The organism is Acidisoma sp. L85 (genome assembly GCF_009765865.1).
Lineage (GTDB): Bacteria > Pseudomonadota > Alphaproteobacteria > Acetobacterales > Acetobacteraceae > Acidisoma.
The window spans coordinates 37,391-50,036 of record NZ_LMUQ01000063.1 but is presented as its reverse complement, the minus strand read 5'-3'; the positions used below and the strand labels follow the sequence as shown (position 1 = coordinate 50,036).

17 protein-coding genes are annotated in these 12,646 nt (G+C 57.6%); 8 read left to right on the top strand and 9 right to left on the bottom strand.

The features are described from left to right. The first annotated feature begins 14 nt into the window (after positions 1-14). The 3 genes from GSQ83_RS21530 (at position 15) to GSQ83_RS21520 (ending at position 1,738) form a co-directional block, all read left to right on the top strand. On the top strand, positions 15-722 hold the full coding sequence (locus GSQ83_RS21530) for a hypothetical protein (protein ID WP_158804944.1): 708 nt from the start codon (positions 15-17) through the stop codon (positions 720-722). Positions 723-743: 21 nt separating this feature from the next. Beyond that, positions 744-1,439 carry a hypothetical protein gene (locus GSQ83_RS21525; protein WP_158804943.1) on the top strand — a complete coding sequence of 232 codons (696 nt, stop codon included), beginning with the start codon at positions 744-746 and terminating at the stop codon, positions 1,437-1,439. Positions 1,440-1,591: 152 nt separating this feature from the next. Beyond that, complete coding sequence (locus GSQ83_RS21520) at positions 1,592-1,738, top strand: DUF4113 domain-containing protein (RefSeq protein ID WP_158804942.1); 147 nt, start codon at positions 1,592-1,594, stop codon at positions 1,736-1,738. A 69-nt stretch (positions 1,739-1,807) separates the two neighbouring features. On the opposite strand, the gene GSQ83_RS21515 is transcribed toward GSQ83_RS21520, so the two are convergent. The 4 genes from GSQ83_RS21515 to GSQ83_RS21500 all read right to left on the bottom strand — a co-directional run bounded on the left by GSQ83_RS21515 (position 1,808) and on the right by GSQ83_RS21500 (position 5,361). After that, a complete protein-coding gene (locus GSQ83_RS21515; RefSeq protein WP_158804941.1) occupies positions 1,808-2,209 on the bottom strand; it encodes a tautomerase family protein in 402 nt (133 codons plus the stop codon). A gap of 140 nt (positions 2,210-2,349) precedes the next feature. Further along, positions 2,350-3,453, bottom strand: a complete 1,104-nt coding sequence (locus GSQ83_RS21510) for a transporter substrate-binding domain-containing protein (RefSeq protein WP_158804940.1) — start codon at positions 3,451-3,453, stop codon at positions 2,350-2,352. A 133-nt stretch (positions 3,454-3,586) separates the two neighbouring features. Further along, entirely contained in the window at positions 3,587-4,483 is an 897-nt protein-coding gene (locus GSQ83_RS21505) for a phospholipase D-like domain-containing protein (protein ID WP_216850455.1), read from the bottom strand. A 101-nt stretch (positions 4,484-4,584) separates the two neighbouring features. After that, complete coding sequence (locus GSQ83_RS21500; RefSeq protein WP_158804939.1) at positions 4,585-5,361, bottom strand: alpha/beta hydrolase; 777 nt, start codon at positions 5,359-5,361, stop codon at positions 4,585-4,587. A 477-nt stretch (positions 5,362-5,838) separates the two neighbouring features. On the opposite strand from GSQ83_RS21500, the gene GSQ83_RS21495 reads away from it, so the two are divergent. From GSQ83_RS21495 to GSQ83_RS21485, 3 genes are all read left to right on the top strand, one after another. Continuing rightward, the gene (locus GSQ83_RS21495; RefSeq protein WP_158804938.1) at positions 5,839-6,033 is read left to right on the top strand and encodes a hypothetical protein; all 195 of its coding nucleotides are present in this window, start codon (positions 5,839-5,841) and stop codon (positions 6,031-6,033) included. Continuing rightward, positions 6,017-6,904 (top strand): helix-turn-helix domain-containing protein, encoded by an 888-nt coding sequence (locus GSQ83_RS21490; protein WP_158804937.1) that lies wholly within the window; start codon positions 6,017-6,019, stop codon positions 6,902-6,904. Before GSQ83_RS21495 ends, GSQ83_RS21490 begins: the two co-directional genes overlap by 17 nt. Positions 6,905-6,988: 84 nt before the next feature. Beyond that, positions 6,989-7,363, top strand: coding sequence for a nuclear transport factor 2 family protein (locus tag GSQ83_RS21485; protein WP_216850454.1), 375 nt, complete (start codon positions 6,989-6,991; stop codon positions 7,361-7,363). An 80-nt stretch (positions 7,364-7,443) separates the two neighbouring features. On the opposite strand, the gene GSQ83_RS31470 is transcribed toward GSQ83_RS21485, so the two are convergent. Further along, on the bottom strand, positions 7,444-7,746 hold the full coding sequence (locus GSQ83_RS31470) for a type II toxin-antitoxin system RelE/ParE family toxin (RefSeq protein WP_158804935.1): 303 nt from the start codon (positions 7,744-7,746) through the stop codon (positions 7,444-7,446). Here GSQ83_RS31470 and GSQ83_RS30695 point away from each other — a divergent pair. Then, positions 7,703-7,873, top strand: coding sequence for a hypothetical protein (locus GSQ83_RS30695; protein ID WP_174246710.1), 171 nt, complete (start codon positions 7,703-7,705; stop codon positions 7,871-7,873). The two genes, GSQ83_RS31470 and GSQ83_RS30695, sit on opposite strands and share 44 nt — an antisense overlap. 118 nt (positions 7,874-7,991) lie before the next feature. On the opposite strand, the gene GSQ83_RS21475 is transcribed toward GSQ83_RS30695, so the two are convergent. From GSQ83_RS21475 to GSQ83_RS21465, 3 genes are all read right to left on the bottom strand, one after another. Next, positions 7,992-8,864, bottom strand: coding sequence for a cytochrome P450 (locus tag GSQ83_RS21475; RefSeq protein ID WP_216850451.1), 873 nt, complete (start codon positions 8,862-8,864; stop codon positions 7,992-7,994). A gap of 229 nt (positions 8,865-9,093) precedes the next feature. Then, a complete protein-coding gene (locus GSQ83_RS21470; RefSeq protein ID WP_158804933.1) occupies positions 9,094-9,648 on the bottom strand; it encodes an SDR family NAD(P)-dependent oxidoreductase in 555 nt (184 codons plus the stop codon). Then, a complete protein-coding gene (locus GSQ83_RS21465) occupies positions 9,627-9,833 on the bottom strand; it encodes an SDR family NAD(P)-dependent oxidoreductase (protein ID WP_158804932.1) in 207 nt (68 codons plus the stop codon). The genes GSQ83_RS21470 and GSQ83_RS21465 overlap by 22 nt, the downstream gene beginning before the upstream one ends. Between GSQ83_RS21465 and GSQ83_RS21460 the strand changes: the two genes are divergently transcribed. Continuing rightward, positions 9,822-10,490 carry a TetR/AcrR family transcriptional regulator gene (locus GSQ83_RS21460; RefSeq protein ID WP_158804931.1) on the top strand — a complete coding sequence of 223 codons (669 nt, stop codon included), beginning with the start codon at positions 9,822-9,824 and terminating at the stop codon, positions 10,488-10,490. The genes GSQ83_RS21465 and GSQ83_RS21460 overlap by 12 nt on opposite strands. 300 nt (positions 10,491-10,790) lie before the next feature. Here the strand turns inward: GSQ83_RS21460 and GSQ83_RS21455 are convergent, their stop codons facing one another. Beyond that, a complete protein-coding gene (locus GSQ83_RS21455) occupies positions 10,791-11,489 on the bottom strand; it encodes a DUF427 domain-containing protein (RefSeq protein WP_158804930.1) in 699 nt (232 codons plus the stop codon). Between the last annotated feature and the right edge of the window lie 1,157 nt (positions 11,490-12,646).

Sequence of the window (12,646 nt, the reverse complement as noted above, 5' to 3'; positions counted from 1 at the left end):
GTTCGACTCACCTCGTGAACTGGAAGCTCCTCAAAGGCTCCCACGAATTTCCGGGGCCTGACGGCGGGACATGCATCAATGAGGCTGCAGTTGTCGCCGCAGGCCTGCCGTATCGGCTGATAGAGCGGCCAGACGATTGCCCGCCCTGCTTCTCTCGTGTTCTGGCGAGCTACGCGATCCAGTTGAACGACGGCATGGATAACGATATCCGGCAGGAGCTACTGATACCGTTCGTCGTTAGGATGGCTAACACGGCCGACGTGGAAGCGGTCGAACGGCGGCGGGCCGCTTATATGCTGGTCGAATATGTTCGCCGCATCCTGTCCATCCTTCAGGAAGCCGACGGCTATTTCGACATTGCCAAGCAATGTCGCGCCGTAGTGGAAGTTGCCGATTGTTTCGACCTCTTGGAGAGCATGAAGGCGGTCTCACCGAGCGCGGCAGATATCTGTAGCGTGTACGTGGACGTTAACATCCCCAAAATGGCTAGACGACCGGAGTTTATGGCCATGGCCGCCGGCAAGGCCGTCACCAGTGCGACCCTTCAGTGCAAGCAGTGGAAAAAAGAGTTCTTCAGCATTGCCTGTCGGATTCTCGACGAGGCGATCAGGCTTGGGAATCACGGACCGCTTGATGCGGAAGTGGCTGTCGAACGCCTCAAAGCAGCCATGCTGGACGCCTCCGACTTGGTTGGGGTTGGTGTGACCGAAAAAGCGGCTTAATCCGCGCCAAGGAGCATTGGCATGCTTCGATCCTTCGATGACCTTGTGAACTGGAAACTCCTCCCCGGCTCCCATGAATTCCCGGGGCCTGACGGGGGGACGTGCATCAATGAAGCTGCCGCTGTCGCAGCAGGTTTTTCGTATCGGAAAATAGACCAGCCGGACGATTGCCCGCCTTGCTTTTCACGCATTCTGGCGGGCTACGAGATCGAATTGAATGACGGCATAACGGATGACGACATGCGGCAGAAAATGCTGATGCCGTTCGTCGTGAGGATGGCTGGCACCGCCGCCGTGGAAGCGGTCGAACGGCGGCGGGCCGATCACATGATGGTCGAATACGTTCGCCGCATCTTGTCCTTTGTTCACGCAGCCGATGGCTACTACGACATTGCCGTGCAATGTCAGGCCGTGGCGGGAACTTCCGATTGCTTCGACCTTTTGAACAGCCTGAAATCGGAATCAGAGATGACGGCTGTCATCTGTAAGCTGTACGACGACTTTCCAACGTTATTTGCCGACACGTCTACGACTGAATTTTCGGCTATGGGCGTTGGCATGGCCATCAACACAACAGGTTGGTACACGCAATGGGATAAGGTGATCTTCGCAATTGCCTGCCAGACTTTTGGTGAGGCTATCGCCCTCGGCAATCACGCAACACTTGATGCTGAAGTGGCTGTAGAGCGCCTCGAAGCAGCCATGCAGGATGCCTAGCCGCTAGCCCTTTGTTCGACGCCCCGCAGGGGTGGCGATCGACCGGGCTTCCGGTATAAGAAGGCCGGGGTGGTCTTCCTGAACCTATGCCCGGCAGCCGTTGTGCAGGGAGGATTGTTCGACACGCCCGACAGCCCTGCCCGCCAGCGGCTTTGCGGGTCATCGACGAGCTGAACGTCCGCTACGGCCGGGACACCATCACCTATGCCGCCTCCGGCCGGAGGCGCGCCTGGAAGCTCCGCAACGATCAGCTATCGCGGCGCTACACGACGAGCTGGGAAGAACTTCTCGCTGTTTGAAGACTTCATGCGCCTTGTCGTGCACGCCAGGCACACGACACGCATTGTCTTTGACCACAGAAAGTTTGATCAAGCGGCGTGCACGGCAAGCCAAGCCGCCTCTTCCCTCGGTTCTGGGAGAATCGCGCCAAACTCCATGACCTGCCCGGCAGGTACGTCGGTTAATATGACTAGCATCTGATCCTTAGCGGCACCGGTGACCCTCGCATACATTTCCCAGAACTCCTTGAGCATCGTCTGCTTGACCGCAATGCCACGTCCAGCCCGGATCTCGCAACTGAGTACCGCCAGGGCACCGCTTCTCCCCCCACTGAAAGCGCAGCCCGATGGATAGGTCATGAACAACACTCGTACAACACTGCGAGGCGCTCCCGTTGCGGCACAGTGGATGCGAGTAATCTCTTCTGAAATGGTCTGTTTCTGCTCGGCAGACAGCATGCCTTCTTGAGTGGTCGAGACGTAAAACGGCATTCAAACACTCCGGGTTCTTGTTGAGAAAGCGCTATCGGCGGCCAACGACAATCTAGAGTCGGCCGGGCTATAGCGATGGGATTGCATGCTCCAGACATTTGAAAAACTGAATTAATGCAACAGGGGCTTAGGCGTGCCGGCTATGGATCAGGACCAAAGTACTTCGCGTGCAGTCGGTCAACGAATCCCTCCTGAATGTCGGCTACGATCGCAAGACTCATGGGTCGTACAAGGGCGCTACCGCGCGGTGCCGCAAAGCCGTATTTCAAAGGGCGGAAAATCGTGCCAACCTCGATTATCGGCCATTTAGGATGGGTGTAGCCGTAGTACTGAAGAACGGAGGCGTCCGCGACGATTGCGGCAATCTTTCCGTCTAGCAATGCCTGCGCAACGTCATTAGATCGATCAAACGCTTGACACTGAAGAGCTTCATCAAAGCAGTATGTTTGAGCTACGGCGCCTCGTAGAACGCCTATCTTTTTCCCGACGAGATCCGCTCGGCCGTTGATCTGATTGGCGAGGCTCGACGTGGTCATGACGCTGGTGATGGACGAAGTCAGATAGGCGACAATGGTGACGCCGCAAATCATCCATAGAGCCGCCAACAAGCGCCCGTAGACGCCAAATAATGACTTGTGCGTTGTTTTTCCTGAGGTGACGATTGACATGACATGGTAGAAACTCTCGACCACGCCTTTGTGGAATTGGTCAGGGAAATCATCATCGAACTTGCGATCGATGGCAGTAAGCATCAGAGTTGCGACCGCTACGCAAATCCCAATCCATAGAAGGACTTCAAGATGCCCGCTGGCCCAAAGGCTGCGAAGAAGGGAAACAAAGCCCGGGTGGCGGTTGCGGTCGATGGTAACGCGCAAGCCTGAGTCGAACCAAGGTTGCGTAAAGTCCATTCGGGCCAGTGTCTCTTCTGTGATCGGGATGTCTCCGACGGCTATGTCGATTTTGCCGGAAGAGACGGCAGAAAGCAGGTCGGGTAATGTGGGCATGAGTTGGTATTGGTACGTGACTCCCATCTTTGCGGCTGCATTCTGCCATAGATCCACGGCCATTCCGCTGTAACTATTTCCCTCTTGCATAACGAAGGGTGGGACGAGAAAGAGGCCGACCTTGACAGAAGAGGTAGCCTGCTTTGAAGCAAGGTCGGCGGCTCCGGCCGAAGCTTGCTGAGCAAGGCCTTGGACACAGACGGCAGCAAAGAAAATCAAACTCAAACTCTGCCGGCGCACCAGACACGTCCTTCTTGGCTAGTCGTGGATGAGTTCGGGATCGTGCGGATGGTCACTTTCCTCTATCAAATGTACGGTCAACGGGTCAGGCGGATCATACTCGCTCGCCTCATGCCAGTCCGCTGAGAAGTATTTATTGAATCGATCCATAGCCTTTGGATCCTCGACAAAACAGCCGAGTTCGCGTCTGAGATCGAAGGCGCCGGTCGATGTTCATTGAACCGACCAGCGCCCTTTTGCCATCTGCCAGAAGAAGCTTGGCATGAAGACGCAAATGCTTCTGTTTGCGGATTTTGGCACCGTTGCGTGACAGGAGTTTCAGCGACGCAAAGGTGTCAAGAATATCCCAGGTGCTGATTCCGTGCTTGCCACCGCAAAGTACACGCACCCGAACGCCTCGGCTGTGGGCCTCGATCAATCGATCGAGAGTGACCGCGTCGACAAACTTTGGATGTTGTACATCGAGAGTGTTTCGAGCCCCATCCACAAAGGCACACATCAGGGCACGCGAGCCGCGGTTGCTCCAGAGCAAAGCGCTCCCTTCCGGCCTGGTGTAGGCTTGCCGCGCCCAATCCGCCTCAAAGCAATTCGCTACTTGTTCGACCACGTGCGGATCGCTCGTAACGGCGCCGTAGTCACGTGTGAGCGTGAAATATTTCTCGCAGAAGTTAAACGTCGCGATCATCGCTTGACGGCCGTCGATCACCATCGATTTCTCGTGAGTGACCGCAAAGGCTTCATTGCTCCAAGCCACTTCCGCCCCACCCGCCTCGAGAAGGGCCTTCATGTCGTCGTTGGCCCGACTACCCGAGGAGCGCGCCGGATTAAGCATGACGCGAACCTTGGCGCCCCGGGTCTTGGCTAGGATTAGGGCCTCCGCGATCGGGGCAGATGTGAAGGTGAACATTTTAACCAGAACGAGCGTTCTGGCCGAAGCGATGAGGGCGACCACCGGAGCAACGCCATCTTCCGGCTGCACGATGGCGCCCGGTGAGGTAACCCAGCCGATTTCAGCAGTCTCAGAGTCCATCGAAACCTTCTGCCGAGACTGTAAGCCCGGTCCTCTGTCGTCCTGCCCATCGAAGCCCGATCCGTTCGCGGCGGCCCCTATCTCCAGCGTAGGGCGCGGGGTTATTTCTTCAGTCGATCTGCCATGGTCTCGGCGGCACGTTCGATAAGATGCGCCGCGACCTCAGGATGAGCAATGAACGCAACGTGGCTACCCGAGACCTCCTCAGTCACTGCTTTTGCCTGCAGGGCCATCTTGCGCTCACTGTCTGGCGGGATAATCTTGTCATTCTTCGACACGAGGTACCAGCTCGGCTTCGTTCGCCAGGCCGGATCCGTAATCGGAGCACCGATGGCGGATCCAGCGATTGGCGCCTGCGCGTCAGCCATAAATTCGCGGACGTCTGATCGCACGTCCGGTGCAAAGGCACCCACGAATGCGGCATGAGTAAGGAACGCGAATCCGCCAGGGGCAATGACTACCGGCAGAGGCCCTTTTGGCAGGTAGTCGGCGCAACTCTTGCCTTGGTCGGGAGCAAAGGCGGCGATATAGACGAGTCCGACAACCTTAGCGTCGTTGCCCGCCTCAGTGATAACGGCACCACCGTACGAGTGACCGACGAGAATTGTCGGCCCATCCTGTAACGCGAGGACTCGCTCGGTCGCCGCCACATCGTCCGCGAGCCCAGTGTTGGGATTTGCGACGACGGTGACATGGTAGTGGTCGCGCTTTAGGATATCGTAGACGCCCTTCCAGCCGGAGCCATCGGCCCAAGCGCCGTGGACCAATACGATATTCCATATCGTTGGCAGTGGACGGGCACTCGCCTTGTTCAAAGTCGCTGAAGCTGTAAGTGCGAGAGCCGCAACGCCCGCCAATCCAGCTAGTGATCTGCGCATCGTATCGTTCCCTTGTAGATGGAGTCGGCAGCATTGATGAGAGGTCGTCGTGACGTGAGCCGAGCGGGACACCACACGCTCGGCCGAGTCAGTGCTGGATTCAGACGCTTGTCGTGATTAGACCCAGGAATCTGTCGCTCAGGGACGAAAAGAAGGTGGTGGAGGTGTCCCTATGGATGCGGCGATTAGGTTCACTCCCTTCCTACATTCTATTCGTCCAGGCTTGTTGTCGATCGGCGGCCCAATCTGGCGCGCCTTTCTAGTCGACACCATCCCGCCTGCATGCTTTTTGGCGGTAAGCCGTAAGTCATGGCGGTATTGCGTAATCAGTCAAAACAACGTCCAGCCTGGCTGTTGCAGGGACGCCGAAGCTACGGATCTCTTGCCAAATGGCACGGCTCGGCCGGCCGTCAGCGCGGCACCGGTTGCGTCTCGCGAACAGGCTTACATGACCGCCTAGCCTGAGGTCTGTCGTTGGTGGACAGCAGGCCGCCGAGCCGCGCGGCCGAGGAACGCAACAGTGTGCGGGCCAGGATACTGATCGAAGGACTGGACAAGGGGCTCTGTCTGCCTGAGCGTAGTGTCATCTCGATAGGGGCGCGAGACTTCACGCTTGACCTGCTATACGAGGAAGCTGGGAATGGGAGCCTGGTCTATGAGCGCGGCGCCTGAGGACCTTGCTGCCCCTTCAGAGGTCGACATCCGCGAAGTCGGCGGGACCTTAGTTACCAGCCTGGCCGCTCAAGGCAGGGGCACTCGCTTCGAGCTGCTGCGCCGAAGGTCAGGAGGTGAAATATCGATCCGCTATCGAATGAGCCATGACCTACTCTTCTGGTATCGCAAAGGACTCAAAGTCGCAGATCTGAGGGTCGACGGACAGCAGTTCCGCAAGTCGCTCTCCGCCACCGGAGACTTCACGTTTATTCCGGCGGGCGCGCTCGTCGAGGGCCATTATAAGGTCGACGACGATTGTGAGTATGCGGTCATATCGTTCGACCCGAACTTCGTTATCGATAGCCTTGGCGCACGCTTGAATCAGGTACTCTCCGGGTCGAAGCAGCCGGCACTGCGTCACGGCGTCGATTGGCTATCTCGGGAAATCGAGACCGTTGACGGCTCTGTTCCAGTGTTTCTCGAAGGATGGGCCAAGCAGGCTCTGGCCGTTAGCCGCCGCATTTCGACTGAGGAGAATCCGAACCGGGCACCTTTCTTTGGGGGCCTGACGGCAAATCAGTTGAAAATGGTAAAAGGGTACGTAGAAGAGAATCTGGCCGAGCAAGTATCTCTCGCCAAAGTTGCGGAGGTCGCGGGGTGCAGCGAGCGTCACCTGCTTCGCGAATTCCAAAGAAGTGTGGGAGTCTCACCTATGAAATATATCAAAAGCCGACGCATAGAACGTGCCAAGCGGCTTCTGTCGCAGGAGGCCTCTTCCTTAGAGGAAATCGGCCATGCCTGCGGCTTTCGGTACGTTCAACATTTCATCACGGCGTTCGGAGAGGCAACGGGGCTTACTCCTTATCAATACCGGCGGCTTTTTAAATAAGGCGCGTGCGGATCGCAGGATGCGGCTTCCACAGCCGACACCGCTCGCCAGCACGGTCAGCTACCAGGAACCATGAGGGGCATTATGGAAGAAAACAAAAAGGTCGCGCTGGCTGTTCTTAAGGGCGCCTTTATCGATCGTGACCTATCGGTAGTGGGGCGCTTGTTCGCGCCGGACTATGTTCAGCACAATCCAACCCTGCCAAATGGTCCCCCGCCGCTTGCGGCGATGTTCGCGAGCTTCCCCGTCGATTTTAAATATGAACCAGGTATGACCGTCGCCGACGGTGACCTTGTTATGGTCCATGGGCGCTATACGGGCTGGGGTCCAAAACCACTTATCGCCGTAGACATTTTCCGCGTGACGGGCGGGAAGGTCGTCGAGCATTGGGACGTCATGCAAGAGGAAGTTCCCACATCAGAGACGGTGAGCGGGAACCCCATGTTTGTGGCGAGCTGAGCGAAAGGCAAGCGTTGCTCGCTACAGGTAGCCGACCTTCCGACACGCTTCTTTGTGCGTTTGCTACCAGTTCACCACCTTTATAGGTGCCGTTGAAAATCCATACGCTCATGGAGGATACGGACGATATCAACAACATCATCAATGACGCGGTAGAACAGTAGATGAGTGCCTGAAGGGAAGCGGTGATAGCCTGGCCGCACCTCAGGGCAAGCGCGACCGATTGCCGGGCGTGCCGCTATCAGCTCGATGTGCTGTGAAAGCTGGCGGATATAGGTTTCCGTTTGCTCAATGCCCCATCGGCTTTTCGTATCTTCAGCCCAAGGTCCACGCTTACCAGTGATCGAAGGCGAGCGCGGCCAGAAGGCTCGCTGGCACCGCATCGGCGCCGTATTCCCCCACGACGACGACCTTGTCGAAACGCTCATGCTCGACAGCCCTCCCCTCAACTTCGATGGTCGGATTGTCCTGCGCGCACCCAGGGTGATGGTGGAGCGAGCGGAGGCTTAGCCCCCTCGCCCGGTGCCTCCGGCCGGAGGCACCGGGTATCTTTTGGGATCGATGCCGTAGAGCCGATCCGCTTTTAAACATCCGAAGGCGGAGCGTTGCGCTGGGGGAGCTAAACGAATTAGGAGCTGGCCCATCCTGTGATTTGCAAGTTTTCAGGGTCAATCGAGGTCCGTCGAAGGGATGGAATGGCGCTGAACAGCGTCCGATAGGCGATCATCTGCACGGCTCTAGCCAGCTCTCGTCCCAAACACAAATGCGGACCAGTGCCAAACGCGAGATGCCGATTTTCTTTCAGGTCGATATCCATGCAATCGGGGCGTGCGTAGACGGCGTGATCATAATTTGCATGGCGCACAAGCGGCACAATCCCCTCACCAGGCCGGATCGTGATGCCTCCCACTTCCATGTCGGCCGTGGCGACGCGGAAGCCGTCATCATCCCCAATCGAATGCAGCCGCAGCAGCTCTTCAACCGCCGCTTGAGCGGCAGCTTCGTCCGTGACAATCCGAGCCACAACGTCAGGGTGATCAAGTAGGGTGCCAACGCCAAGAACAATCATCTTTGCGTTTGTGTCGTGGCCCGCCATCAACAACATGATCGCGAGTGCGACAAGTTCGTCTCGTGTGACCTTGCCATCATTAAGAGGCGCTGTAGCCAAGCGGCTGAACAAGTCCGAGCCAGGATCAGCAATTCGGTGATCGATAAACTTCTCCATATATTCTGTGACGGCTAAGAACGCTGCTCCTTGGGCCTGCGGCCCTTGGCTGTCGTCAGCAAGCGTGGTCGCAATGCCTGTCAGAAGCGGCCCATCGGTGATGGGCACCGCTAAGAGATGACAGATCGCCTGCGAGGCCATGGGCTTGGCGAAGGCCTCCGCGAAATCCGCATCCGGCCCGGCAGCGCACATCGCGGCAATCAACTGGTCTGCGGATCGTTGCAGCTTAGGGTGAAGCCGGCTGATTGCGTGGGCGGTAAACTCAGGCAGAACCAAGCGACGCAGCCGAGCATGGTCCGAGGCATCCAGCTCGATGAGGAACGGCGTGCGAGCGTCAAGGTCTTCCGGCTCGGGAAAGCCGGGGCGTGACGGGTCGGAGCTGGCGAAGGGGCAGGTGAGCACCTTACGCACATCCGCATCGCGGCTGACATACCAAAGGGGATTTCCAGCGGGACCGAAGCCGCGCACCGGAGCGGAGGCTACCGCTGGCTTTCCCGGCATCATCTTAGACATGGGCCACGCCTCCATCGACGGTGATTTCCGCACCCGTGGTGAAGCGCGACGCGTTAGACGCGAGGAACAGGATGGCCTCTGCGACCTCCTCCGCTTGGCCCCATCGCCCCATGGGGACGAGCCGTTCGACATACGCGCTGACTTCGGGATTACTGGTCGCCTCCTGCGTGAGAGGCGTGGCAATCGGACCGGGCGAGACGACGTTGACCCGGATGCCACGCGCCAACAAAGCGGGGTCGGTGCCGAGATTGCGAGCGAAGGCGCGGATAAAGCCCTTGCTGCCGGCATAGAGTGCGTCTCCGGGCTGGCCTTTGCGGCCGGCAACCGAACCCACAAAAACCACGGCAGCTCCCTCCGCCAGCGACGGCACCGCCTTGGCAAAGGTAAAGGCCGCCCCTCGGCAGTTCACATCCATCAGCGCGGCATAGCTGGCCAAATCCATATCTTGAATTGGGGGTGCGTGCGAGATCCCGGCATTGACCACCAGTATGTCCAAACGCCCGTGGCGCTCTTTTGCCTGCGCCATCAGGTGGTTGATGTCCTGCACGTGGCCAGATCGGCGGCGATGGCATCGCCACGCTGACCAAGGCTTTCCGCCACTTTGCGGAGCCGTTCACCGTCACGGCCTGTGGCGATCACCGTTGCGCCCTCCATCATGAGACGCCGCGCCGTGGCGAGGCCGATCCCGCTGGTGCCTCCGGTGACAAGAGCAATCTTCCCTTGAATTTGCATACTATCTCCTCTTATCAACAGTTGTTGACTTTGAACATAGTGAGCGGGGAAAGTTTGTCAACGATTGTTGATAAAGGTGCGCTTAAGAGGCCTAGACGTCCGCGTTCGTCATCGGATGAGACGCGTGCGCGGGTGCTGGCGGCGGCACGATTGGCCTTCTGCGAGGCTGGCTTCGATCATGTCGGGGTTCGTGAGATTGCAGCCCGCGCTGAAACCGATGCGGCGATTGTCATCCGCCTGTTCGGATCGAAGGAAGCGCTCTTTCAAGAAGTCGCTAATTCAGCCTTCGATCTGGAAGCCGCGTTCCACGTAGCGCCGGAATTATTGGGTCAGACAATCGCCAGTTTTCTCCTCGCACCGCAGAAAGAGATTGCAGCTCCTGACGAGTTCGACGCCTTTCGTTTTCTACTGCGATCTGCAACGAGCCCAATGGCAGCGCCAATTCTATCGGCCAGCCTTCACGCAAACTTTGTGACGCCACTGGCACGGCAGCTCGGCCATGGGGAGGCAGAGGGCAAAGCCGTATTGATTACCGCCTGCGTGCTTGGGTTGGCCACGATGCGCTTCGCCCTGCACTCACCATCTCTGCAGGACGACCGGGCACAAACGCTCAGGCGATCCTTTGCAGCGGCTATTCAAGCATGCGTCGACAGTTAGCGGCCGGCCCGCAATGGACGGCTATGCCGGGTTATTTCCCGGCGGTGCATCGCTCGGCGGCGGCGCATGAGGATCGTCCACCCGGTCGAGCAGTTCCGCGCCGTTGTTGCGGACGCTGTTGACGGCCACAGGTGCAACACGCCATCGGCGGCAGGGCGCATCAAGGGGCTGGCGTCGGCCTCTTCCTCACCTAGCCATCAGGGCCAGTCGGCCGGCTCCAGGATGACGCGCATGCAGTCGTTGACCGCCCACATGGTCGTGTTGGCGGCCGTGGTTTAGACGTTCAAACGTCACTCAGTTTCATCGCCCGGTTTGCGAATCCGCGGAAACAATCTCAGGTGCGCTTTCGAGATCAAGAACAGACTGACCCACACTTAGCGCCACTAATGCGCCTTTAGATGGAAAGGCGCTTCCCCACACTGCAATGTAACCAAGCGGAGGCCTTCCGCTAGCGACACAAACGTTCGAATAGCGCGCGACCGCACCAGCACGGCTACGTGCCATCTCTAGCAATGTAGCCCGATCGTAGGCACCATTTTCAACATAGATCTCAACAAGTGATGGTGGAGAAGCGATGCGGTAGCCCGTGAATTCATCCTCAAGTCCCGGAATTTCGAGGCCCGGCCGCCACTGGACTTCCTTCACACCAAGCGCTTTTGCAACGCTTGGAGTTGCATGTTCGAGGACTCGCGGCCGTCCCTCGCCTTCGCCGATCCATCGACTTTCTATCCCTTGCCAAAAAGCGATCCAATTCTCGATCGGCCGAGCGATCGGTGCAGTTTCCGTGTAGGTCCACGCTGCACCTGGATTGATTTTATCGGCAGCCAGAACGTCGAAGTACGAAGCCGCGCCGCCTTTCCAATAGCATTGGCTGCTACCGCCCGTTGCCCTCAGAGCGCCAAAGCGCACAGAGTTGGGCGGGAAGTACAGCCGATTTTCTACTATAATGCATTTGAGGCTGCGGGCGATCTCCTCGCCATTCCACATCGCAAAAAACATTGACTAAGTCCTACAAACTTTCTTTGGGTTAATCGGATTGTGCTTCTACAGCCTCACTCAGGCTGCCAAGTTGAACTGCCTCGACCTCGAAGCCTAGCTCCATTCGTTCATATAGTCGATCTGGTCCCGCTTCGGCTGCGCTTGTGCCGCGCAAGCATCCCGTCTTTATCCCCGTGTCGCCAATATCTGCCCGCCCCATAGCCCCTAGAAAGCCCGTTTTGACCCCCATCACTGGCAGATTCATGCGTTGTTCTCGTGCGAGCCGGGGATCTGGCGATGGCAATGGGGATGTTTCGCTGCGTGAACCTTTGTCGCACACGTTATCTTCAGCTCTTCCGAATGCTAAACGGTTCGTTAAGGTCCGGTTTTGAAGACACAAATACGGCGATCGTGGTGAGCGCGCCAAAGTTGCCGTCATCGTATCCCTGGTTATAGATGCCGACTTCAGGACCGACCTGACACTGTCGAAAGTTGTGCACCTCCCGTTGTCTCTCAAATCTTGATGCTGCAAATCAGAAGGTGGCTGTGGGGCGATGACATCAATGCCTTTCTCGATATTGACGAGGCTACTGCCCCTCACCCTGCCGTTAATGGAATCAAACGCTGCCTGGAGCTTCCCCTTGCGGCTTGATGACTATCTCGACCGCACGCTCGATTTTAACGCGAGGAGACGAACCGCATTCGCCCTTAGCTCCGAAACCTCCCATTCCGCGTAAGCGTCGTTCTCAATCATGAGAGGTATATCGGCAAGCGGCAGCGTGCCACTCTCTTCTCATCAGAGCCGGCTTGGCTTGGATGTAAAGGAGACGTTCAATGACCAGTGTTGTTATGACCCAAAATGACGCCGCACTCGACGAGTCTTTACCGATACCTGTTAAAGATGCCGGGTACATTAGTATCATCATGAAGTTCTTTGAGAGGTCCCACCGGACGTCATATTGGTCGAAAAGGGGAGCTTCTTCCCGCTCGACCCACTCCAAGCATCCACCTGTTTGTGAGGCATGCTAATCTGCGCCCCATTCATTGCCAGGCGGGCACAAAGGGCTCAAGCGAGCTGCTAGTGCCCGCCAGTTTTTGAGTCCAAACTAGACTCAGAACACCCGACCGATATCGGACCAGAGTTTGTCCGGTCAACTGCTCGAACGATCCGCCATCGC